This window comes from Pelomonas baiyunensis (assembly GCF_043555935.1).
Lineage (GTDB): Bacteria > Pseudomonadota > Gammaproteobacteria > Burkholderiales > Burkholderiaceae_C > Pelomonas > Pelomonas baiyunensis.
On the sequence record NZ_JBIGIB010000003.1, the window covers coordinates 526,706 to 548,003 of the forward strand.

23 protein-coding genes and 1 tRNA gene are annotated in these 21,298 nt (G+C 62.3%); 14 read left to right on the forward strand and 10 right to left on the reverse strand.

Annotated features, from left to right (window positions below; all coding sequences use genetic code 11):
• Nucleotides 1–2 precede the first annotated feature (2 nt).
• Together ACG01O_RS12885 and ACG01O_RS12890 are read left to right on the forward strand one after the other, a co-directional pair.
• Nucleotides 3–707, forward strand: coding sequence for a response regulator (locus ACG01O_RS12885; protein ID WP_394385159.1), 705 nt, complete (start codon nucleotides 3–5; stop codon nucleotides 705–707).
• A gap of 68 nt (nucleotides 708–775) precedes the next feature.
• A tRNA-Phe gene (locus ACG01O_RS12890) sits at nucleotides 776–851 on the forward strand.
• A gap of 486 nt (nucleotides 852–1,337) precedes the next feature.
• On the opposite strand, the gene ACG01O_RS12895 is transcribed toward ACG01O_RS12890, so the two are convergent.
• The 9 genes from ACG01O_RS12895 to ACG01O_RS12935 all read right to left on the reverse strand — a co-directional run bounded on the left by ACG01O_RS12895 (nucleotide 1,338) and on the right by ACG01O_RS12935 (nucleotide 10,177).
• On the reverse strand, nucleotides 1,338–1,589 hold the full coding sequence (locus ACG01O_RS12895; protein ID WP_394385160.1) for a hypothetical protein: 252 nt from the start codon (nucleotides 1,587–1,589) through the stop codon (nucleotides 1,338–1,340).
• A gap of 158 nt (nucleotides 1,590–1,747) precedes the next feature.
• Nucleotides 1,748–2,284 (reverse strand): hypothetical protein, encoded by a 537-nt coding sequence (locus ACG01O_RS12900; RefSeq protein WP_394385162.1) that lies wholly within the window; start codon nucleotides 2,282–2,284, stop codon nucleotides 1,748–1,750.
• Between the two features lie 9 nt (nucleotides 2,285–2,293).
• Nucleotides 2,294–2,740, reverse strand: coding sequence for a hypothetical protein (locus tag ACG01O_RS12905; protein ID WP_394385164.1), 447 nt, complete (start codon nucleotides 2,738–2,740; stop codon nucleotides 2,294–2,296).
• 1 nt (nucleotide 2,741) lies between these two features.
• Nucleotides 2,742–3,206 (reverse strand): hypothetical protein, encoded by a 465-nt coding sequence (locus ACG01O_RS12910; protein WP_394385166.1) that lies wholly within the window; start codon nucleotides 3,204–3,206, stop codon nucleotides 2,742–2,744.
• A gap of 209 nt (nucleotides 3,207–3,415) precedes the next feature.
• On the reverse strand, nucleotides 3,416–6,385 hold the full coding sequence (locus ACG01O_RS12915; RefSeq protein ID WP_394385168.1) for an LPD38 domain-containing protein: 2,970 nt from the start codon (nucleotides 6,383–6,385) through the stop codon (nucleotides 3,416–3,418).
• A gap of 17 nt (nucleotides 6,386–6,402) precedes the next feature.
• Nucleotides 6,403–7,659, reverse strand: a complete 1,257-nt coding sequence (locus tag ACG01O_RS12920) for a plasmid recombination protein (RefSeq protein WP_394385170.1) — start codon at nucleotides 7,657–7,659, stop codon at nucleotides 6,403–6,405.
• A gap of 115 nt (nucleotides 7,660–7,774) precedes the next feature.
• Nucleotides 7,775–8,158, reverse strand: coding sequence for a hypothetical protein (locus ACG01O_RS12925; protein WP_394385172.1), 384 nt, complete (start codon nucleotides 8,156–8,158; stop codon nucleotides 7,775–7,777).
• The gene (locus tag ACG01O_RS12930) at nucleotides 8,155–8,343 is read right to left on the reverse strand and encodes a hypothetical protein (protein WP_394385174.1); all 189 of its coding nucleotides are present in this window, start codon (nucleotides 8,341–8,343) and stop codon (nucleotides 8,155–8,157) included. Before ACG01O_RS12930 ends, ACG01O_RS12925 begins: the two co-directional genes overlap by 4 nt.
• A gap of 370 nt (nucleotides 8,344–8,713) precedes the next feature.
• Entirely contained in the window at nucleotides 8,714–10,177 is a 1,464-nt protein-coding gene (locus tag ACG01O_RS12935) for a tyrosine-type recombinase/integrase (RefSeq protein WP_394385176.1), read from the reverse strand.
• Nucleotides 10,178–10,479: 302 nt separating this feature from the next.
• Here ACG01O_RS12935 and ACG01O_RS12940 point away from each other — a divergent pair, with 302 nt between their 5' ends.
• The 10 genes from ACG01O_RS12940 to ACG01O_RS12985 all read left to right on the forward strand — a co-directional run bounded on the left by ACG01O_RS12940 (nucleotide 10,480) and on the right by ACG01O_RS12985 (nucleotide 17,314).
• Nucleotides 10,480–10,899, forward strand: a complete 420-nt coding sequence (locus ACG01O_RS12940) for a hypothetical protein (RefSeq protein WP_394385178.1) — start codon at nucleotides 10,480–10,482, stop codon at nucleotides 10,897–10,899.
• Nucleotides 10,900–11,990: 1,091 nt separating this feature from the next.
• Nucleotides 11,991–12,212 carry a hypothetical protein gene (locus tag ACG01O_RS12945; protein ID WP_394385181.1) on the forward strand — a complete coding sequence of 74 codons (222 nt, stop codon included), beginning with the start codon at nucleotides 11,991–11,993 and terminating at the stop codon, nucleotides 12,210–12,212.
• The gene (locus ACG01O_RS12950; protein ID WP_394385182.1) at nucleotides 12,199–13,671 is read left to right on the forward strand and encodes an AAA family ATPase; all 1,473 of its coding nucleotides are present in this window, start codon (nucleotides 12,199–12,201) and stop codon (nucleotides 13,669–13,671) included. The genes ACG01O_RS12945 and ACG01O_RS12950 overlap by 14 nt, the downstream gene beginning before the upstream one ends.
• The gene (locus ACG01O_RS12955) at nucleotides 13,649–14,545 is read left to right on the forward strand and encodes a hypothetical protein (RefSeq protein WP_394385184.1); all 897 of its coding nucleotides are present in this window, start codon (nucleotides 13,649–13,651) and stop codon (nucleotides 14,543–14,545) included. Before ACG01O_RS12950 ends, ACG01O_RS12955 begins: the two co-directional genes overlap by 23 nt.
• Nucleotides 14,546–15,043: 498 nt before the next feature.
• A complete protein-coding gene (locus ACG01O_RS12960) occupies nucleotides 15,044–15,475 on the forward strand; it encodes a hypothetical protein (RefSeq protein ID WP_394385186.1) in 432 nt (143 codons plus the stop codon).
• Nucleotides 15,476–15,552: 77 nt separating this feature from the next.
• Complete coding sequence (locus ACG01O_RS12965) at nucleotides 15,553–15,807, forward strand: hypothetical protein (protein WP_394385188.1); 255 nt, start codon at nucleotides 15,553–15,555, stop codon at nucleotides 15,805–15,807.
• Between the two features lie 77 nt (nucleotides 15,808–15,884).
• Nucleotides 15,885–16,307, forward strand: a complete 423-nt coding sequence (locus ACG01O_RS12970; RefSeq protein ID WP_394385190.1) for a hypothetical protein — start codon at nucleotides 15,885–15,887, stop codon at nucleotides 16,305–16,307.
• A gap of 85 nt (nucleotides 16,308–16,392) precedes the next feature.
• Nucleotides 16,393–16,581, forward strand: a complete 189-nt coding sequence (locus ACG01O_RS12975) for a hypothetical protein (protein WP_394385192.1) — start codon at nucleotides 16,393–16,395, stop codon at nucleotides 16,579–16,581.
• A 79-nt stretch (nucleotides 16,582–16,660) separates the two neighbouring features.
• The gene (locus ACG01O_RS12980) at nucleotides 16,661–17,110 is read left to right on the forward strand and encodes a hypothetical protein (RefSeq protein WP_394385194.1); all 450 of its coding nucleotides are present in this window, start codon (nucleotides 16,661–16,663) and stop codon (nucleotides 17,108–17,110) included.
• A gap of 54 nt (nucleotides 17,111–17,164) precedes the next feature.
• A complete protein-coding gene (locus ACG01O_RS12985) occupies nucleotides 17,165–17,314 on the forward strand; it encodes a hypothetical protein (protein WP_394385196.1) in 150 nt (49 codons plus the stop codon).
• Nucleotides 17,315–17,526: 212 nt separating this feature from the next.
• Here the strand turns inward: ACG01O_RS12985 and ACG01O_RS12990 are convergent, their stop codons facing one another.
• A complete protein-coding gene (locus ACG01O_RS12990; RefSeq protein WP_394385198.1) occupies nucleotides 17,527–18,066 on the reverse strand; it encodes a hypothetical protein in 540 nt (179 codons plus the stop codon).
• A 579-nt stretch (nucleotides 18,067–18,645) separates the two neighbouring features.
• Here ACG01O_RS12990 and ACG01O_RS12995 point away from each other — a divergent pair.
• Complete coding sequence (locus ACG01O_RS12995) at nucleotides 18,646–19,686, forward strand: bifunctional DNA primase/polymerase (protein ID WP_394385200.1); 1,041 nt, start codon at nucleotides 18,646–18,648, stop codon at nucleotides 19,684–19,686.
• 23 nt (nucleotides 19,687–19,709) lie between these two features.
• A complete protein-coding gene (locus ACG01O_RS13000) occupies nucleotides 19,710–21,230 on the forward strand; it encodes a DUF3631 domain-containing protein (protein WP_394385202.1) in 1,521 nt (506 codons plus the stop codon).
• The last annotated feature ends 68 nt before the right edge of the window (nucleotides 21,231–21,298 follow it).

Here is a 21,298-nt window from a genome sequence, read left to right on the forward strand (position 1 = left end):
TCATGGCCACCATTCTTGTTGTCGACGACGAGCTCGGCATTCGCGCCCTGCTGTCAGAAATCCTCAGCGACGAGGGGCACACCATCGAGTTGGCCGAGAACGCCACGCAGGCGCGATCGGTGCGCGAGCGCATGCGGCCCGACCTCGTGCTGCTCGACATCTGGATGCCCGATGTCGACGGCGTGACCCTGCTCAAAGAGTGGGGCAGTGCCGGCCTGCTGACCATGCCCGTCATCATGATGAGCGGCCACGGCACCATCGACACCGCGGTGGAAGCCACCAAGTTCGGCGCCATCGCCTTCCTGGAAAAACCCATCACGCTGCAAAAGCTGCTGCGCGCGGTGGAACAAGCCCTCGTCAAAACCGCCCCGCCGCGCCCCGCGCCCGCCGTGCCCGGCCTGCCCAGCTACACCCGCGTGGCCGATGTCGGCAGCCTGCCAGTGGCCAGCAGCCACAGCATGGCGCTGTCCAGCCACATGCCGGTCAGCAACGCGCTCGCGTCGGAGCAGACCTTCGAACTCGACCGCCCGCTCCGCGAGGCGCGCGACGCCTTCGAGAAGAGCTACTTCGAGTTCCACCTCGCCAAGGAAAACGGCTCCATGACCCGCGTGGCCGAGAAGACTGGCCTGGAGCGCACCCACCTGTACCGCAAGCTCAAGCAACTCGGCGTTGACCTCAGCCGCAACAAACGCGGCGCCGGCGGCTGACCACAGCACAGAAATCTGTGCTACAGTCACGGACTTCGCTGATCGGCTCAACGCCGTGACGTGCGAAAGGCCTGGTAGCTCAGTTGGTAGAGCAGCGGATTGAAAATCCGCGTGTCGGTGGTTCGATTCCGCCCCAGGCCACCAAGAAAATCAACGACTTAGCCCAGCCTCACCCGCTGGGCTTTGTTGTTTCTGGGGTTCATGTAGCCACCATGTAGCGGTCGGGGCAGCTAAGCGCCTCGTTGACGCGCACTCACCGAAGCATTCCGAAGCGTTCGCGGATGCGGGCACGAGCCCCACGCAGCAGGCCGCAGCATCCGGCAGCACGCCTGAGACATGCGCGGCGCAGCAGGAGTCAGCAGTTCGTCAGCACGCCAGCAGCGGCCCAGGTTGCGCGCCGGTTGCAGAAAGTTGCGCCGGGCGCCGTAGCTTTCGGCTCGGCTTTCACCGGCTTTCGATGCGGCCCGCGCAACAGCGCAACACAAAACGAAACAGCGCTGGGCGGTGCATTGCCTGTTGCGTGACAGAGGCACAGCCCGCGTGCATGAAGCGCGCTCGACTGGAAATGAAACAGGCCCGGGGGTGCCGGGCCTGGATGGCGTGAAGGCGCGGACAGGCCGCGCGCTCGGGTCAGTGCTGGGTCTGCGCCAGGTGGGCGAAGAAGGGGGCCACGAATTGGGCCTGGAAGTGACCCGCGTCCAGGCCCGCCAGGTCGGCCGCACCGCTCAGGCCGGCGACGGTGGCGCGGGCAATCTCGGTCGCGCTGGCGCCGCTGAAGCCGCGGGCGGCCGCCTTCCAGGCCTTGGGGTTGGCACGGTACAGCCAGTGCTGGAACTGGATGTTGGCGGTCAGGAGGGTGGCTTGCTGGGTGGTTGCGTTCATGTCGTTCTCCAGTGAGTTGCGCCGGGGTTGGCGTGGCTCAACTGTGCCGAGATGGTCCAAGGAAATCGACGCCCCTGGATGGTCAACTGTCTACCTGCGGAGTCGGTTTCAGGTAGACATCACCGAGTTCGTCTACCCATCGTTTACCGGGACTTTCCCTACCCGTCCCAGTGCCACCGGACAGGGCCGGCAGCCATCACCGTGATGTCACACAGTCCAAGCGAGCGAATGACGGAGCCGTCGCAATGCTCGGCGTCTGGGTGGCCATGGGGGGAGACGTAGATGCACAGCCTTTCATCGCGTCGAGCATCAACCAGCCTGCGAGCACTGCCCGGTAGCCAGCTCGACGGCCCGAGGCTGTTTCCGTCATGGACGGCCCGTGCCCAGGCGCCAGGGGCCGCCGCCGCTCCGGTCCCGTGCTCGGCCGGGTCGCACACTCCGTAGCTCACCCGCAGCGCCAGAGGCTCGCGCAGCCTGGTCAGCAGCCCTCTGCGGCGCCGTTCAGCCTGCGGGCTGCAGTCGATCACCCAGACGTGCCGGTACAGCCGCTTGGCCACTGCATTGATGCCAGCGACACACAGCGCCGTGGCAGCGCTCGCGGGCACGATGCACGGCTCCGGGTGCTGCTCCTTGGCCAGGCGCACCAGTTCCAGGCAGGCCCGTGAGTTCCAGATGGTCGGCGATGCTCTGTCCATGCCCCGGGCTCACAGTCCGATGATGGTGATGGACTTCCAGTGCCGGAGGGCAGCGGTAACCCAGTCGCTGACTGCATCCAGGTCTGCGGCAAGCTCGGCCGGCAGAGTGGGGAAGCCGCGCGCCAGTTCCCAGCGCAACGCCACAGGAAGCTCGGGCAGCAGCACATGCAGCATGGGCGCCTCATCGGCCTCTCGCAGGCGCTGCGCCACCTCGGCGAGATAGTCCAAGAAGGGCTCCCATGCAGACGCGTCAGCGTGCGTGCGCCGGTAGCGGTCGTAGTCCGGGACTCGACCCTCAATGAGGGGCTCCAGCATGCGCTCCCACTCGTCCATTCGGACGAAGGTACCGTCAGGCGCCCAATGCTTGCCGTCGTCCGGGCCGGGCGCCAGCTCATACCAATGACCTCGCGGCCAGTTGCTGGCATCCACCTCTGCCAAGGAGCACAGCTTCAGCATCTCACTCCTCCTGCAGCGCGCGGGCTGCGTCGAACTCTTCCTTCGTGGCCCTGTCAGCTAGGGCACGAGACAGCACCTGTGCCAGCGATGCCAGCTCTCTGGTTGTGAACTTCGTGCGCCCCTCATCCAGCGACTGGAGCGCAGCCAGCCGGTTGCGGCGATTCACCTCTACCTGATACAGGAACAAACTCGCCGCATGCGGCCCCTTGCCGGGTGGGTAGACGATCGGCTTGCGGTCCTGGGGTCGATCAAGCTCGGTCTCACCGCATGCGCGCAGAACGTCATCGATCAGCCAGCGCAGGCGCAAGAGTCCGTCCTTAGATAGGGTGGCTTGGAGCTTGCGGTGCGGTTCCGGCCGGCGTGCAGTCGGCACAAAGCTCCATAGCTCCAGGTTGTAGCCCTGCTCGTTGGCTCCGAGCTTGGCACCCAGCTCATAGGCTGGCGTGCTGATGAGGTTGGCTTCCATGTCATCTCCGTTCCCGCTGCTCTGAATCGTCAGGGCAGCGTGCGGGGAAGACGCGGCTCGACGCTTTAGCCGGTCATTTGTTGCGCGCCTCGGCAAGTGGTCGGATAAATCCGGCGCGATCAGGTGTCTACCTAATGGGTGGATCTTACGGTGTCGTGGCTGCCCTGTGTTGGACAGGATGCGTACAAGGTTGGACAGCCGCAACGCGGTCAGGTGCCAGCCTTGCGCGCATCGTTCGCGGCCGCCCGCTCGCGCACCAGCTCGACGTAGGACGTGTTCCAGTTCTGCAGCGCCAGCCGTACCTGCTCGCGGATGTCCTTCAGCTCGGCCAGCTTCTCCCGGTCGGTGGCATCGCTCTCGATCACCTCCAGCTCCCGGCGGCGCAGCTCGCCCAGGCGCTGGCGCACATGCCGCACTTGGGTGCCAGCCCATGCCATACCGCCGTGCCTCTGCTCGATCGCATCGATGGCCTCGGCGTCACCGGCCTTGCGTGCGGCCTCCATCGGCTGGGTCGCCTCCTCACCCTTCTTCAGAAGGTCGTAGCCGATGCGGTCGGTCTCGGCGTTGATGCGGCCCAGCAGCTGCCGAGCGAAGGGCAGCCGGCCCGCGTCCATCTCCTCGCGCTCCAGGTGCTGCCGGGCGTAGAAGGCGTTGGCCAGGTCCAGACTGAAGGAAGCGATGCCGCCGCCGTAGAAGCGCACAGCGTTCTCCAGCGCGCCGGGGCTCACGTCGATCAGGCCCTTCTCGTACTTGCTGCCGCCCGTGGCCGTATTCAAGGCCTTGGCTGTGCGGTCGAACACCGTGCCGGCCTGGCCGGCGAACACCTTGGACGAGTCGGGCAGGTCGCGCGTCTGGGCGTTCTCGGGGTGCAACGGAGACCCGAAACCTGACTTGTTGGCCAGGCCCTGGGCGATGGGGCCGAGGGCGTTGGAGAACGGCGCCAGGACGAGATTGCTGCCGTCCTCTACCGACTGGCCGATGGCGTTGGCCGGCTGGATGCTGTTCAGCAGCGCTGTGGCCACATGGGCGACGGACTCCGCGGGGCTGCGGCCGGCTGCCGGGTCAGCGCTGCGCCGGTACTGGTCGGCGATTTGCTCGGCCAGCACCTTGAGGGCGTTGTAGCCGTAGGGCATGGGCAGCTTGATGTAGTTCGCCTCCAGCTGGCCGGCGTCATTCCGGGTCGGGCCGAAGGGCGACATGATGACGATGTTGCGCTCCTTCACATCCTTGGGAACCTTGTCCCAGAAGGCAATGCCGTCGTCATCGTCGCCACCCATGTCGGCATTCATCAGGGCCAGCATGAACACGCCCACCATGGCCGTGCCGATGAGGGCCTGGACCTTGGGGTCAGACAGATTGCGCGCGATGCGGGCGGTGTCCTGGATGGCTGGATTCAGGAACAGCACGAAGGCAGACAGCCACGGCGTCTTGGTGCCCTTGCGGTTGAAGTTCACCGTGATGTTCTTGGCCAGGCTGGTTGCTTCGGCCTCGGTCTTGCCACGCTTGCGTGCGGCCTGGAAGGCAGCGAAGCGGGTCGCGTTCTCGATGGCGGTGTTGGTGCTCTCTACCAGCTCCAGTGCCTTGCGCGCGGCCTTGAGCGGCAGGTTCCGGCTTTTGGCCTGGCGCATCAGCTCCTTCAGCTCGTTCTCGGTGGCCTTCAGGTCGCCCATGGGTGCGTAGCCGGTCGTCCCGCCCAGCGCCTTGAACAGCTGGTACTCCGGCGAAGCCTTGCCGCCCAGCTCGGCGCGCATCGCGGCAGTGATGGCCGCCCGGTACTCGGCAGCCAGGCCGAAGGCGCCACCGAAGCCCAGCTCGCGCACCATGCCCACGGTCGCAGCCTGGTAGTCGCGCAGGCCGTTCATGACCGTGAACACCGGGTTGTAGGTCGTGAGCATGGCGCCCACCTTCCGGTTCGCCCAGAGCAGGGCGCCGATGACCCGGCCAACTTCGCCCTCGTTCACGGCCTTGAACTGGTTCAGCAGCGCCTCGTCCTTCACCAGCACGCGCACCGACTGGCCGCCGTCCATGATGGTGATGGTGTTGGAGGTCACGATGCGGTCGGCCAGCTCGACCACCTCGTCACCCTCGCTGTCACGGCGGATGACAGGCCGGGTCTCCACAGCGTCGACCTGCCACAGGTTCGGGCTCGGGTTGTCCAGCACGAAGGCCAGGAAGGAGCGCAGCACCTCGTTTTTGCCGGCCCGGGTGTAGGCCCGCACTCGGTCTTGAATGATCTGCTCGATGATCTGCTGGGCCTTGCTCTGCCGGCCCATCGCGCGGATGGCGTCCTTGCCCTTGAGGTTGAAGCCCTTGCTGCTGGCCCGCTTCTCGGTCATGCCCTCGCGGCCGCGCAGCGGGACGTAGTACCGGAAGGAGTCATCCCAGCTGCGGCGCTGCTCGGGGGTGATGAGCCCGCCTTGCTCCAGCACATCGCGGGTGCCGTCAATCCAGTCCCAGAGGGTCTGCGCGTGTCGGTCCAGCGCTTCATCCAGGCCCGCCTGCCCGGCCGCCGTCAGGATGGCGTCCGCCTCGTCGGTGGCCATGCCGGAGCCACCATCGGGCATGTCGGCGCGCAGCTTGGCAATGTGCCGGTTCCGCTCGGCGGCGTGTTTTGCGTAGGCGTAGAGGGCCACATCGTCCAGCTCCAGGCCATCGGCGTGCACGTCGCGGACGAAGCGCTGAATCTCCTTGCCGAACGCCTCGTTCTGCGCGCCCACCTTGCCCCAGAAGCGCTCCTCGGTGGCGTAGAAGTCGTTCACCTCGTTGACCGTGCCGCCCTGGCCGCGCACGGCCTCGATGGTCTGCTTCCAGCGGTTGTAACGGTCCTGCAGCGCCTCCTGGGCCTGGGCCAACGTGCCGAAGTCGGGCAGGGTGTGCTGGCCTCGGGAGTGGCGCAGCTCGGGCGTTGTGGCCTGGTCGTCAGCCGCGGGCGGTGCGGTGGCTGGCTCGTTGGCGGCGCGCATGGCGTCGGTCTGGATGAACAGGTCCGGGTGCTGTTCGCGCAACGCCGACTCGATCGCTTCCATCTCATCAATGGCCTCTTCGATCAGCGCCGACAGCGCGGCTTGATTCGCGTCCTGCTGAGCGACGCCGATTCTGATGAGGGTCTCGACCTTCTTGACCAGCTTGTCCTGGAATTCTTCAGGCAGGGACAGGATGTGTTTCAGGCAGGGCTTCATGGGTTAGTCCTCGGTGTTCAGCGGGTGGCGGCCTTGGCCGGCCGGTTCTGGCGCCTGGCCAGCTTGCGCTGCACCTCCTGGCGGAAGCGCCAGAGTTCGGCAGCCTCAAACTGCAGGTAGGCGGGGGATGGGTTCTTGGGCCGGTTCGGCAGGTCCAGCTCGGCCTGCAGCTCGGGCGTCATGGGCGGGTGCTCCGGCGGCTCGTCAGGCCGGGTCGGCGCGGGCGGCGTCGTCGGCGCGGATGGCGCAGCGGGCGTGCTGGGCACCAGCGACAGCGCCGGCCGGGGCGGCGGAGAGATGGGTGGCCGGGGCGGCGGTGTCATCGGAGTGGGCGCAACACCTAAGGAGTTGCGTTGCTCGACTGGCTCAACACCTAAGGAGTTCGCCGCGGGTGAGCCATGGGCCTGCGCCGCCCCCGAACTCCTATCCTGTGAAGGAGTTGCTCCTAAGGAGTTCACAGCCCCCACAGCAGCCCCTTCCACTCCGTGTTCGTGGGCCACCTTCGCGCTCCTGGCTGGCGCCTTGCGCTCGCTGCGGTGGCGGCCGGATTCATCACTGGCTGGCCGGGTCATGCGATCAGCCAGGCCGACGCGAGCCATGATGGCGTCGGCGTCCAGGCCGATCAGCTTGGCGCGTGGGAACGGATCCAGCCGAATCTCCGCTTCGGTGGCTGGCCAGGTCACGCACTCCATGGCCGGGCTCTGCTCCATCCACTCAAGCACCGCATGGACGACTGCCTCATGTTGCAGCCGTGTCGGGTTGGCCTTGCGTTTCAGGCCGAACTTCGCCGCGACGTTCTGGGCGTGATCCTTGTTGAGACGGGCCATCGCGTCACTGCAAAACAGGTCGCTTCCCTTCCAGGCCCTACCGTCGCTCGGCCGCCTCTCCTTCCCGACGTTCCACTCCTTGCCGGCTCCAGTGACAGGCACGACGATGGCATGCAGATGCGGCGTCGATTGATCTCGGTGAATCACGGCGCTGATGACCGGCGCCCCCGCCGCGCTGGCCAGCCAGTCAGCACAGGCCCGCAAGTAGCCGTCAGGGTCGCGCATGCCTGGGGACGTTCCGAACACGACTTCGATGGCAAGCCATGCATCCGCACGGGCTGGCTTGATGACGCCGCGGGCGGATAGCGCCTCGTCGAACAGCCGCATGGCCTCCTCGGGCGTGCTGCCGCCCATGACGACCTCATTTCGATGCGTCAACGTCGCGTCCACTCCCTTGGGTGACGGATGGCCTGGCATGCTGTGGCGCAGGTTGTGCCGCAGCGCCACGGCCAGGACTCCGCGCCCAAGAGACTTCCCGCGGCCAGGCCTTGCTGTGTAGCCCTGTCCCTTGATGCAGAAGAAGACTGCACCGGCAGGGGCAGGCGTGCAGGCGCCGTCCGCCTCAGTCATACGCCAGCTCGTAGACCGTCGTCGGCCGAGCGTTGCCAAGCTCGTCGATGCGGGTGGCCGGGGTCGAATGGATCATGACCCCGTGGTGCCGCAGCCGATCGTTGGCCAGCCTGACGATTTCCGAAGGGTTCGGCATGCCCATGTACGTGCGGCACTCGTGCGGGATCAGCGGCCCCAGCACGATGGCGTCGATGAGCATGCTCACCTGAGTCTCGTGGCTGTGGGTGCGCCAGACCTCACGGATGGCCTGCAGCTGCTCGATACGCTCTGGCGTGGTGGCCGGGTACACCTCGCGCACCTTGCGGGCCTTGTGAGCTGCGATGGCGCGGCTGTCAGCGGCGTAGCGCTCGACGTGCTGCTCGAAGCTCTCGCTCATCGCTGCACCTCTTTGCGGTCGGCGTCAGCGGGCGGCTTCCAAGGCCATGCCGGCGTCTCGTTGGCAGCCGGGTCGGTGGCCTCGTCCATCAGCCTGGCCGACTCCTTGGCCATGCAGACCTTGGCCCAGCGACACGCCTCGCGGCAGTCGCAGCCGGCGCAGTGGGTGAAGCGCGGCGTGGTCATTGCGCGCCGCCTTGTGTGCTGCCTCCGCACTCCAGCAGCCGGCGCAGCTCGGCGGTCGGCCAGGCCAGCCGGCCGTGAACGCGAATTGGCCGAATCGGACCGTTCTCCTTGCAAGCCCACAGGCGCAAGGTCTGCGGCCGGCGACTCAGGTGCGCTGCAGCTGTCTCGGTGTCGACGGCGGTGCGCGTCTCAGCGTGCAGCGGCGTGGCAGGCGTGACCAGCTGGCGCGATGTTGATTGATGTGGTGAGGATTGCGGAACCATGCTTCTGCCCTCCGGGCCGTTGAACACAGTTCCGCATTAATTAGCATCAACCAAACAAAGTCACGCTCGGCATACCAAATGACGGCCGCCGTCTACCTGTGGGGTAGTTAGGTGACGGCGCGCAGCTGCGTCGGATTCACTGACGCGGCCTCGAACTGCACGCCGGCCTGTTCAAGAATCCAGGCCTCGATGCGCTCATGGTGGACGCGCAGCAAGTCCAGCGGGCGACGGATGTAGTTCTGCTCTCGAACCCCCTGCGGTGCATGTCCCTGAATCTGCGCGCTGATGCCGCCCGGGATGTCAAGCCACTCGCAGAGACTGGCGAATGAGCGGCGCAGGCCATGCAGCGTCAGCCCCTCAAGGCCAGCCGCAGCGCAGGCGCGGCGGTGGGCAATGTCGGGCGCCGTGATGCGGCCCGATTCGCTCGTGGTCGTCACGTCGCCAGCGGGGGCGAGCGTGCCAGCCTTGGCATGGCGAAGCTCGCGGCGCTTGGTGTTCTTGGGGTCAAGAGCCAGGGTGCGAGCGCTTGAGAACACCCACTCGTTCCGGCGCGGCAGCCTTGCCAGCAGGTGAGCGACGTAGGGGGTCAGCGGCACAGCTCGGCGGCCTTCGATCTTGTCCTTCATGTCAATGCCTCGCCACTGGGTGTTCACCTCCTCCCAGCGCAGCGCGGCCAGCTCTTCCCGGCGAGCGCCAGTCAGCAGCAGGCATTGCAGGTAAGCAGAAATGACAGGGTTCGGGATGGCCTGAACATGCTTGAACCAGGTGGCCAGCTGCTCGCGCTGCAGGTAGTCATTGCGCACCTTCGGGCGGCCTGCAGCCTCGCGGGCCTTCTTCGCGCTGGCGGCGGCCGGATTGGCGCGGCCCTTCAGGTCGGGCTCTTCAGCGGCCCAGCGCAGGAAGGCCTTCATCAGCCGTAGCGCGAGCCTCACTCGGGCCGGTCGGTCTGGCGCCTCACGCTTCGCCCAGGCCTCTACGGCGGCGGCGTCAAGGTCAACCAGACGCATTGCCATCAAGGGAGCAAGCGGCCCGGGTTTGGTCAGCACGCCTGGCCGGCGCTTGCGTTCGTCCCCGCCTGCCTGCGCTGCCTTGAGGTGATCCGCATAGGTGCGCGCTCCCCAATGCGGCCGGCGCTCAGCGAGGTAGCGCGCCCAAGCCTGGCCAACGGTCAGGGCCATGGCTGCAGCTTCCGCCTCTGCGGCCTTTGCTTCGGCCAGCGCTTGGGCTTCCCGCCGTGCGGCTTCCTCTGCCTGCTGCTTCTCCAGCTCGCGGGGGTCTTGCTTCTGGTCGACCAGCACGCGCAGGCGGTTGGCCTCAATGCGGGCATCCTTGATGCTCCAGGCCTTGGCGTCTCCGATGGTGCGGCGGAGCGTTTTCCCGTTCACCTTGGACTCGAAGACGAAGGCCTTCGCGCCGGCTGCCGTCACACGCACCCGCAGCCCTTTGGTCTCCGAGTCGCGGAGGAACGCCTGCTGCATGCCGGCGGGGCAGGCAAGCCCGTCGATCAGCCCCGCGGTGAGGTCATGCGGTTTGCTCAGGTCGATGTCAGCGCCTGCCTTGCGTCGTGCCATGGGTTCCCCTTGGTGTAGCCGCCATGTAGCCAACGGATAGGCATTTTGGCGAATGGGTGTCAACGCAAAAGCTGGATGGGTCGCCAGTGTATGTGCGCTAACGTGTTGATTCGCATTGAGTATACGAATGCGGCTCAACAATGCAAAACACGATTACAGGGGGATTGAAAATCCGCGTGTCGGTGGTTCGATTCCGCCCCAGGCCACCAAGATTGCAGGCCCCTGATTCCCAACGGAGTTAGGGGCCTTTTGCTTTCTGCGGTCGACCGTCCGCCCATGGGCTCCCGAAGGATTGAGTTTCCATGGGTGATCGATATAGCGAGGAGCCACACGTCGTTGCTGAAAACTCGCATGACGAACTGTTGAAGCCCGTCGCCGAGAGCCTCTGCACCCGCGCGCTGACGCGCTTCGCCGAAGAAGCTCGGCTGGACGGCGAGAGCCGGATGGACGCCGTGGAACGCTATGAAGTCGATTGTGTCTGGCATGTCTTGGGCTCGGACCGCATGCGAAACGAGACAGTCGCGCTGCTTGATGCCAAGCTCAAGCATCCGGCGACCGACGTGCAGAAGACGTGCGTGGCTGAAGTCCTGAGGACCGCCGCGGTTGGGCAGTCTCCTGACCTGCTGATGAGCTTTGACAGCGACGCGCCTAACAGTTGGCTGCGATGCTGTGCACCCCAGCATGGGCTTGGTGTGCGTGCAGAGGTTGAGGCGGTGAGTTGAGGCGGATCAGCCTTGGTTCGGCGACGGTTCGGTGCCAGCGTGCCCTCAAAGGGGTGCCGTTGGGCGTCGTGCGTAGTCGGGGAGACTTTGGCCGGCATGCGAGCTCCGTGGCAGGCCATAGGACTGTTAATCCGTAGGACGCTGATTCGAGCCCAGGTCGCGGAGCCACATCAAAGCCTCACATGCGAAAGCGTGTGGGGTTCCTACTTTGGCCCAACTCGCTGCTCGGCCGAATGACACACGGGCTTGCGCGTTTCTCGGGTACCTCTTCAACCAAGTTCTGCGCCGTGGCTTGTTGCACTTGCTACTCGGTAGTAGGTCAGGCCTTTGCTCAGCGGCCGAAGGGGCAAGACTACGGAGCACACGCTGCCCCAACCAACCGATGGCAATTTGCGCGCCGGCACTGAAGATCGGCCAACCGTGTCCCGTTTCCCTCTTCCATGTCTGCTTCATGCGCTTTCGAGTAGTGGAATTCGATGCATCACTCCGCTGCTGCTCGACCGTAGGGCTCGACCGGGTCAATACCACATCGCTCGCATAAGAGTCGCCCGTTCAAGAGGGTGGGAGGCTCGGCATAAGGCCTCAAGATCGCGCTCCTTGAGGCGCTCGCCAGCGAACTCCATCTCAACCGCGGCGGATCGACCCTCTTCCAACTAGTAAGGCCTCGCGAAATGCTCGCACCTGCGCCCCATACGCTTGCCCCAGTTCTCACCTGGTTCGGCCGGGGACTTCTCGGACGTAGCTGGGCATTCCCCTAACGGCACAAGCGCTGGCCCGCGTCTACCATCTCCCAATATCAATAGGCACGGAGAACGGGGTGAAGACTGCGCCCACAGCAGCCGTGGCCATTTGCCGTTCAATGTTGGCCTCTACCGCAGCTCAGGCCGAACTCAGACTGAACACCAAAGCAGCATCACCGACAAACCTGACTACAGCACAAACTATTTGGCTGGTCTGCAAGCTATGTCGACTCAATAAGCGACCCGATTAACGCGGCAAATGTCAGGCACAACCCAGGCCAAGGCAGTTCGACAGACACTTGAGCGCTTTCCCCATAACCTAGCTGATGAGCTCTGGGTTGCGAGCCAAGTTTGGCTCGACTCGCAGGTTTGAATGCAACTGAAAATCCAGAGGCGAATTTTATTGCCGACCAGATCGATGCCTTCATTATGGATGGCCCCCACCAAGAGAGCCAAAATCGATTGTCCCGGCTGCACAATTCGGGTTTTCCGAGTAAACCAAAAATTCCGCAATCACTAGTTATGAAAATCAGCCACTTCGAACACCTGAAGGCGCACGATGCACATCTCTGAACTGCGATTAAAAAACTTTAAACGATTTGGCGAAGTCACAATTTCACTAGATCGCGCAATCACCCTACTGCTCGGGCCCAACAGTTCCGGCAAGTCCTCGGCGATCAAAGCAATTCTTGCACTGAAGCAAACCGCTTCACCCACCAATGAAAATGAATCACTCGCAACCCAAGGCGAGTATGTTGATCTTGGTGTCTACAAGGATTATGTCCATGGCCACGACACATCAAAGAATATAGAAATATCAACCACGTTTACATCAGCATCGGATGGCTTTTTAATGCCGGAGGGCTCCAACGGTAAAATAAACCTGCGACTAGAGTATTCGCACGATCACATTACACAGCAAGCCCGACTGCAGGAGCTCACAGTGTGCGACGGCGGATCCGGCGATCAGATTCTGCACATTACCAAGAAGAAAACGCGCGACACTTATTATCTCGAATTGCCGCGCGAAGCAATCGCAAAACACTTTCCTATCCTGAATAGGGGGCCGAAGGGCAGCGAAGATCCTCTCAGGGAAGCGTCACACAAGGTGTCGGTGCGCATTGATGACCGTTTCTCGATCGTTCCGGACATACATGGCAATGATTCATTATCAGGTTCCAAGAGGGAGTTGTCCACGTATGGGTTGCCGGCATATATTGCCAAATTCATCATCGACGAATTTTTTAGAGGCCTAGATAAAGAGTTCTTCTATCTTGGACCATTGCGAAAGAGTCCGTCCCGCTCGTACGCAAGAACTGGTCACCTGCTTTCTGTGGGAGCCGCTGGAGAACATACCCCGAGCGTACTTGCCAACCTTAAGGCGCGCGCCTCTAAAGAGCGATCTTCGAGGCCAGTGCAAAGACAAAGGCTTGAGCAACTGAACTCTTGGATAGATCTGCTATTTCCCGGAAAAATCGTCTCTACCGAGAGTATTGACGAACTGATAAAGCTAAAAGTTTACAACGGGAGCGGAGACGTTGATGCGATATCTGACGTTGGGTTTGGAGTTTCCCAAATACTGCCTATCCTAGTGCAAATCGCAGTCATGCCGGATGGGAGCACGCTCATAATTGAGCAGCCTGAATTGCACTTACATCCCAGTGTGCAAACGCGCCTTGCTGAGATCGTAGCGATTGCGAGCTTAAGTGGGCGACGCTTCTTGATAGAAACCCATAGTGAACACTTTGTTCGTGGCCTTCAACTCGCTGTCGCCGCCGCCCCCGATACTGATGGCCATCAAGGAATCAGCACTAGTGACGTCAGCTTTATCTATGTTCCAGACGCACCGCACCCCCCATTGCTGCTTGAATTGAATGAATGGGGCGAGTTCGAACAGGAGTGGCCGCCCGGCTTCTTTGACGAAGCCTATCGACTAGCAATGAAATTATTGCAAAAGAAGATGCAAGCGCTGTCCAAATCCTCCAACTCCAACAATGACGGAGAAATTAGTGAGATTCGCCGCCCACGTTGATGCATTGCGAATAATTTTCGAAGGAGGCGCACATCCAACGGCTTTTGCATACGTCAACTCGGGCCGCGCTGCTGTGACACCCCAGATCATTTCCGATTACCAAGGAACTCTCGCAGGAAATAAATACTTTCAAACTTGGATTCAATATTTCCAGGCACACGGTCGTTTCCAAATTTGCTCTGTAAATGACGCGCCAAAAGTTTTTACCGCATTTGCAGCGCCAGCAGTGGACTATGGAGCGGCAGCCTATTTTAGCGGTGGGATTCTGTTTCATGATCCAACGGCCCCTTCTGCAGGCACAATTGGTGCACTTGCAGCCTTAGGATTAATCCATCTGGACCCTCGTGCGGCGCCGCCCGAGGAGTCACAGGGCGACAATCCGATATTGACCCTTTTACTTGATTCGGCGAAGCATTTCCATCCTTCGGTGCTTGATAAGTACATTCTTCCAGAGGATAAGATAGTTATATACGACAAGTACATAAACTTGAAGTCGATGCATTTCCTGGAGCGCATAGCTGGAATCATGAGGCCTGGAAGTAGCCTACATATTCGGACCACAGACTTGGGTGCGAATTGCTTTAATGACGCTCAAATAGCTTCACACCTGCAGCCGATTAATCCGGCGATAACTATCGACTGCCAGCTTGTGACCGTTGCATTCCGTCAGGCTCACCACGATAGATACATATTTTTGGGGGACAGAATGCAAATAGAGCTTACGGCAGGACTCGAAAGTTTTGGGTTGCCAGATGCGACGGGGCAGTATGCAAACAAGAAGTCAAAGATAATCTTGTATGTATTGCAAAACTGGCGCCTTCTCACCATCCCCGACATGAATGGCGGAAGCATAATGGTTCGCGAGGCAGTTTGATTCCATTCCATTTTGGGCTTCCAATTCAATGTATGGGTGAGCTGTGTCACGGCTTCTGCCAAATAGGTTAATTTCGAATGCGAATATATGGATGTAAACAAGCGCTGAAGGCTATGCAGGCTCGGTAAGCAGTCGAAGCCGTCAGATCTTTCGAGAACTATCGCAATTGCCGGTATCCCAGGGCGCTACTGGCGCAATCGCCTCGACCTTGCCCACGTTGATCGCCGAGGAGGCGCGTGGGCGCAACGTCCTAACTTCAGATCTTGCTCAGGGATCACCTGTGCCAGTGGAGACCGGCTTGGCCGTCACCGCAGCCGACATCGGCCGGATTTGCAGCTCGCCCCAATGGATCGCAGTCGCTTAGAAGAAGGCCGAGAAGTTGTTGGCCCCGATGTTCTTGGCTGCCGGCTGGTCCGCCACGTTCGTTTGGCGGTGGCCCCGCCTCCTTCTTTCACCGCATCTGCCCGTCCTGCGCCACCAACCTGTGGGAGATCTAACTTGAAGTCACGCCCGTCCATCGTGTCGATGCTCTTCGTGGCCTGCTTCGCCGCAGGTTGTGGAACGAGCCCGACGCCCTTGCATGAAGCCCGCGAGGTTCCGCCTGCACGGGTCTTCGAGCGTCCTGTCGTTAAGTCCACCAATCCGGCCAAGGTCACGATCGTCCGGGATCAGGGTCTGCATGGTGCCGAGCATGTGTTCACGATCCTCGTCAACGGCCGGCAGGTTGCCGAGCTGCGGCAAGGCGAGAAGGTGATCGTCTCGGCTGACCCCGGGACGGTGTTCATCGAGGCCCGGATGTTCAACATCACCGGCAGGGTGCCGCCCGTGCAGGTGGAAACCAATGTCCAGGAGGGCAAGACCTACACCTACCGCGTCGGCCTGGATGAGCTGACCTTGCGGCTGCTGCGAGACCTGTCCGCATCGAACTGACCGAACCCGAACCCTTTCGCCAGGCGCCCCGTGGAGCAATCCCGGGGCGCCTTTTCTATGGCCATCACAGGAGCTTCATGACCAATAAAAAGCCAACGTCCCGCCCTTCCCGTTCCCTGTCCGAGCTGAGCCGCGACCTGGATCGCGCCATCGATGCGATGCACGACTTCCACGCCGATGACCACAGCTGGCCTGGTCGTGTCCGCTACTGGATGCGCCGCGCCTGGCGCGAGGTCGTGTATGCCTTCATGGCCACGATCAAGACCACACTCATCCTGATCATCAACGTCCTGGCGTTCTACGCCCTCTTGTATCTGGCTTTCGGCCGGTAGCCCGCTGTCCCTGTCCATCCACCGCAAGCGCCCTCGGAGCGATCCCTGGGCGCTTTTGCATTTCTGAAGGAGTCGCTATGTATGTGTTGCGAGATGCGGCGGCAGTGCGCGCATTCCTGTCGGCCGGCGTCGATGCCGAGCTGCAGGGACTGATCGATGGTCGGACCGGCGAACTGGCCGAGTACACCGATGAGATTGGCGAGCTGGTCACGTTCATCGTGGTCCAGGCCGGCGATGCGGTCGAGCAGATCGACGCCGCCCTCGGCTTTGGCATCTTGAGCAATCGCTTTGATGCCGTGCCGTTCGGTGCGCCGGGCTTCACACCCTCGTGGGACAGCCTGACCGAGCACACGGGCTGGTTCGAGCTGACCTATGTGCTCAGCGATGACGGCTTCGGCATCGTGGTCTATGTGCCCAAGGCTGAGGCCCAGGCCTCTGAGCTACTGGCGATGTGCTCGCGGTATGCCGCAGCCGATGCGCAACGGGAGGTCCAGCCGTGAGGCTCTATCTGCGCCCGATCGAAGTCCCCATTCGCAGCCACCTTCGGGTGGCTTTTCTTTCGCCCATTTCTGACCGGGAGGTCCGATGAACAGCAGCAATCCCACCGTCGCCGCTCTGGTGGCCCAGCTCGATGCCGATCTGCGCGAAGCCTGGGAGGAACGCGCCGCCGTCATTGAGTTCGCTGGCGGCATGGCCCGTGAGCTGGCCGAGTGCATGGCCTTGCTGGAGCTGATCCGGCAGCGCCCGGCTGAAGTCTTCGCGTGCCTGCGCTGAAGGCACTGCGGGAATTTCAGCACCTTATATGGACAGCCTGAAGGTCGTCCCAACCCACCCCAAACGAAAGGAACTACTCATGACAGAAATCGAAGTCGAAGCACCCACCGAGATTGACCCGATCGAGCCCGTGTACGAGGGCGAATGCCCGTCAATCTCAGGCCGGTCAACGCTGACGTTCGTCGTCGGCCGGCATCAAGAAGACCACACCCTGCACCTTCGCATCGCCGACAACAGCGGCAAGGGCATGTGGTTCGACGGCTGGGCATCCGCCGAAGCCATCGACCAGATCGCAAAGGGCGCGACCAAGTTGACGGCGAAGTCTTTTCATTCGCTGCACCCGGGCCGGTCCATCAACACCAGCGGCTTCGTGCTGGCTGCGCTGAAGGAGCTGGGGTTGATCAGGGCTAACGAAGAAAACACGCGCATCCACGAGCACGTCCCCACGATGACCTTCGAGAAGGTCGTCATGGCCCTCATTGATCCCAGCACGACCAAGAAGTCGAAGGCAGCCAAGGCCAAGCAATAGGCCATCGCCGCCGCCTCCCGGAATCCCCCTCCATATCCATTGAAAGGAAACCCCATGACCTACATCGACTCCATCACCATCGCTGCGCAACACGCCCAAGACTGGGACTTGCCCGCTGAACTGCTTCCGTTGGTCATCACCAGCGAAGCGGTCTTGCTTTCGGGCCACGAAGCGGGCCATAGGGGCCACGCGGCCTGGGATTGACTACCGGGGCCATCCTCCGCCTTCGACTGGCCCGCCTGGGGCCATATCGCCGCTCCATCGGGCACAGCCCGTGCGTCTCACCCTCCCGACCACCGACTCCATCAGCGATGCTGAGGGTTGCGTGCGTCGGGAGGGGCGAGCCGACGAACTATTTTTTGCTGTCACGCTTGCCGCGCAGGCCCGCATCCGAACGGCCGTGCTCTGCGCACAGCCTAGAAAATCGTGAACATGTACGGCGAATAACCAATCCGTTCAGTGGACAGCAGCTTCGGGTTCACTGGCGAGTTGAGCTTGCTTCCGTAATACGCGACAAGGCGCGCGACCTCCGCTGGGTCTACGGCCCGGTGGACGCCAACGCACCAGACGCTACGAATGTCGTACTTGGCGCTCTTGATGCCATCAATCTTCTTCTTGTCTCGAATCATTCCTTGAACGCATGCCGTCGGCGAGTTGACCTGCTTTAGCTCTAGAGCCATGTGGGACTGCTTCCACTTCTGATGAACAAGGAAGTCGACGGCGCATCGCTTCCTCGACTCCACCAGCCGCTTGTCCATTTCGTAGGAGGACTCCCGCCACCAAGCCTTGATGTCATCTCGGGCTTCGAGAAAAGCAGCCAATTCGATCTGCAGCCACTTCTCCCATCCGGTCATTTCGCTATCGTTGATGGCCTTGAGCGTCTTCTTGATGTGAGCTCGCTGGAAGAAATCAGACGAGAGCGAAGCAATGAATTCAAAGTCCTTCTTGAGTGCCACAGAGTCTCCCTGCAATACGTAGCGCTTGATGGCTGATGCTCATTTCTTGAGCACGAAGTGATCGATGCTAGATCGTCGTTCATGTGTCCAGGAGACGACTGCTAGCCAGCGACAGGTCTTGGCCGAGAGCGTTAAATTTTGGGCCGGATGTCGGCGACGCAATCCGCAACTGCCGCAACAGCGAAACACCGGCAGCTCCTTCCAGAACGTTGCGGCGTTGCGGCAACTTCGCTCCCCTTGACCGTGGCCTGGGTTGCACCGCAGAATCCGCGCCCGATGTTCCCAAGGTCTTCCGGCACCAGCGCCCCACCTCCCGGAAGGCGAACATCTGCCAGTGGGAAACTCGTATGTGCGCGGCGCGTACGAGCTGCAAATCCGCCCTCCACCATGGTGGCTTAGAGGCGGATCGGCCATAGACGCCGTCAGCAGATGCCATAGCTGCTGATCGGTAGTCCGGTTCAGATGACATAGCTCCCGGCGGGAGGCTACCCAAGCGGGTATATGGGCGCACACGCAGAGTCGTTCGTCGTCTGACGAGTGCTGCCGCATCAGACGGACATCCTTGAATTCGGATGTTCCATGAAAGCCAAACCTTCTCCGCATCCCACGTCGGATGCACCCGCTGCTGTGCCCTCGTTGAGCTCGGCAGTCTTCCCATCACCGGAAAACGCAGCATCCGATCCGCCCGATCGCGATGACCGCAAAAGCACCCTCCCGAAGCTCGCGAGCTCCTACCGCGCCAACGCGTTGTATTGGTTCGGCCTGGGCTTCAACGTCATTCCCGTACTGCCGGACACCAAGAAGACGGCGGTCAAGTGGGATCTGTGGCTGCAACGCCGATCGCCACATCGGATCGTCCATCATTGGGCGGCGAACCCGGCCCACGAAATCGGCTTCATCGTCGGCGACGGCTTGATCGTCCTTGATGCGGACAGCCCCAAGGCAGTGGCTGCGTTGATCGAAGCCGAGTGCCGATGCGGCGCACTGCCGTCCATGATCGTGCAGACGCGGCGCGGCGAGCACCACTACTTTGCAAAGCCCGTGGGCCTGCCCTGCAAGACCACCAGCATGATCGTCGGCGAGGCTCACGACCGCATCGACGTCAAGACCGGGCGCACGATGGTGATCCTGCCGCCCAGCACCGGCAAGTTCCTCGTGAAGTTCTCCGGTCAACACGCCAGTGAGATGGCCGTCGCGCCGCTGAAGCTCTTGGAGCACTTCGGTACGTTTGTCCGTCCTACTGAGCCTGACGCTGGTGGCCGCAAAGTGGTGGAAGCGCCCACCGAGCGCACCATGCGCCTGCTGGCCACGGGCCTCAAGTACCTGCCAGCCGACTGCGGCTACGACACTTGGCTGCGCATCGGCGCCATCATTTTCAACGTCTCCGGAGGATCGGAGGCGGGCCTCGAACTGTTCGATGCCTGGAGCGCGTCGGGTGCGAAGTACAAGGGCACCTGCGATGTCCTCGCCAAGTGGAAGACCTTCCGCCTGGACCACCAGCGCCCACTCAGGATGGCGACGCTGCGCTACATGCTCGCTGAGCAAGACCGTGACTGGATGGACATCTGTGCTGAGGCGGAAGGTGATGCATTTCAGATCGTTGCGGAGGGGACCCAGTGATGGCGGCCTCTGAGGGTGATTGCGTGAATCCCGCCATCGTGAGCGCCGAACCGGAGAACGGAGCGACAACTGCACTCGCCCCGTCGGTCGATTCCGTGGGCGACGTGGTGGCGCGCCTGGCGGCAATGACAGCCGTGGAGTACGACAAGGTCCGCCGTGAGGAGGCCAAGAAGCTGGGGGTGCAGCTCAAGACCCTGGATGACATGGTGAAGTCCGCGCGCTCCAGCGCTGGTGCCAGTAGCCGCCTGCCGTTCATGGAGCACGAGCCTGCCGATGAGCCGGTCAATCCCGCTGAACTCCTCGACGCGATTGCAACGGTCATCAAGACGTACATCATCTTGGAGCCCGAGCAGGCCGACGCGGCGGCGCTCTGGGTGGTGCACACCCACCTGACCGATGTTGCAGATGTTTCGCCAATTGCGATCATCAATGCGCCCGAGCGAGCCTGCGCAAAAACGCTGTTCCAGACCATCCTGGGGCGCTTGGCCTATCGCCCGCTGTTTGCCTCCAATGCGTCGCTCTCGGCGCTCTTCCGGTCGATCGAACTCTGGGGTGCCACGCTGCTGATCGACGAAGCTGACACCTTCTTTCGCGAGAACGCCGAACTTCACGGCATGGTGAATGCTGGCTACAAGCGCGGTGGCTTCGTACTGCGCAGCGAGGTCAGTCCGGAAAGCATCGAACCAAAGATGTTCTCGGTGTACGGCGCAAAGTCCATCGCTGGCATTGCCTTGGAGAAGCACCTGCCGGACGCCACCATGAGTCGCGGCATCGTGTTCGGCATGCGCCGCAAGTTGACCCACGAGAAGGTCGAGCGCTTCCGCAACGCCGATGATGTGGTCTTCAATCGCTTGGCATCGAAGGTGGCGCGCTTCGCGCTGGACCACGCTGAGCAGGTCCGTCTTGCACGCCCCGCGTTGCCCGACGATATGAGCGACCGTGCGCAGGACAACTGGGAGCCGCTGCTGGCAATCGCGATGTGCGCTGGCGATGCCTGGCTGCAGCGAGCAACCCATGCGGCGCTCAAGATGTCGGCGGCCAGTGAATCGCAGTCGAGCGCCGGCAACGATCTCTTGGCGGACATCAAAGAGATCCTGTCGAAGTGGGCCAAGCCGACCATCAAGACGGCCGACCTCATTCAGAAGCTGATCGAGGACGACGACATGGGCTGGGACACGTACAACCGTGGCAAGCCTCTGACGCCCCGCCAATTGGCCAAGCTGCTGGATGCCTATCAGATCAAGCCGAAGACAGTGCGCCAGCCGAAGACCTTGGCTGAGCCCAACGGCAGCACGCCCAAGGGTTATGAGGTAGCGGACTTCAAGGACGCGTTCACGCGTTACCTGAAGCCCGAGGCCATCAAGACGCCATCCGAGCCGGACGCTGCGACAGCACCGCCTACGGTTCCCCCCGATGTTGCCGCAACGGAGAAACAGGGTGACGTGCGCAGCGATCGCGAGAGCGGCTCAAGTGCCACCTCTGACGAGCAGCTCAGCACCCCATCGACGGCGTCACTGATGCCTCGTTTGCCGCCGCTGTTCTGACAGCACGCCGCGCCGTCGTTGACCTCGGCGGCGCCTTTTCAAAGCCCCAGTAACGGGCGCCCAGCACG

Coding starts and splice junctions, on each gene's coding strand:
- ACG01O_RS12885 (WP_394385159.1), top strand. CDS start 3: ATGGCCACCATTCTTGTTGTCGACGACGAGCTCGGCATTCGCGCCCTG.
- ACG01O_RS12895 (WP_394385160.1), bottom strand. CDS start 1,589: ATGAACGCAACCACCCAGCAAGCCACCCTCCTGACCGCCAACATCCAG.
- ACG01O_RS12900 (WP_394385162.1), bottom strand. CDS start 2,284: ATGGACAGAGCATCGCCGACCATCTGGAACTCACGGGCCTGCCTGGAA.
- ACG01O_RS12905 (WP_394385164.1), bottom strand. CDS start 2,740: ATGCTGAAGCTGTGCTCCTTGGCAGAGGTGGATGCCAGCAACTGGCCG.
- ACG01O_RS12910 (WP_394385166.1), bottom strand. CDS start 3,206: ATGGAAGCCAACCTCATCAGCACGCCAGCCTATGAGCTGGGTGCCAAG.
- ACG01O_RS12915 (WP_394385168.1), bottom strand. CDS start 6,385: ATGAAGCCCTGCCTGAAACACATCCTGTCCCTGCCTGAAGAATTCCAG.
- ACG01O_RS12925 (WP_394385172.1), bottom strand. CDS start 8,158: ATGAGCGAGAGCTTCGAGCAGCACGTCGAGCGCTACGCCGCTGACAGC.
- ACG01O_RS12930 (WP_394385174.1), bottom strand. CDS start 8,343: ATGACCACGCCGCGCTTCACCCACTGCGCCGGCTGCGACTGCCGCGAG.
- ACG01O_RS12935 (WP_394385176.1), bottom strand. CDS start 10,177: ATGGCACGACGCAAGGCAGGCGCTGACATCGACCTGAGCAAACCGCAT.
- ACG01O_RS12940 (WP_394385178.1), top strand. CDS start 10,480: ATGGGTGATCGATATAGCGAGGAGCCACACGTCGTTGCTGAAAACTCG.
- ACG01O_RS12950 (WP_394385182.1), top strand. CDS start 12,199: ATGCACATCTCTGAACTGCGATTAAAAAACTTTAAACGATTTGGCGAA.
- ACG01O_RS12965 (WP_394385188.1), top strand. CDS start 15,553: ATGACCAATAAAAAGCCAACGTCCCGCCCTTCCCGTTCCCTGTCCGAG.
- ACG01O_RS12970 (WP_394385190.1), top strand. CDS start 15,885: ATGTATGTGTTGCGAGATGCGGCGGCAGTGCGCGCATTCCTGTCGGCC.
- ACG01O_RS12975 (WP_394385192.1), top strand. CDS start 16,393: ATGAACAGCAGCAATCCCACCGTCGCCGCTCTGGTGGCCCAGCTCGAT.
- ACG01O_RS12980 (WP_394385194.1), top strand. CDS start 16,661: ATGACAGAAATCGAAGTCGAAGCACCCACCGAGATTGACCCGATCGAG.
- ACG01O_RS12985 (WP_394385196.1), top strand. CDS start 17,165: ATGACCTACATCGACTCCATCACCATCGCTGCGCAACACGCCCAAGAC.
- ACG01O_RS12995 (WP_394385200.1), top strand. CDS start 18,646: ATGAAAGCCAAACCTTCTCCGCATCCCACGTCGGATGCACCCGCTGCT.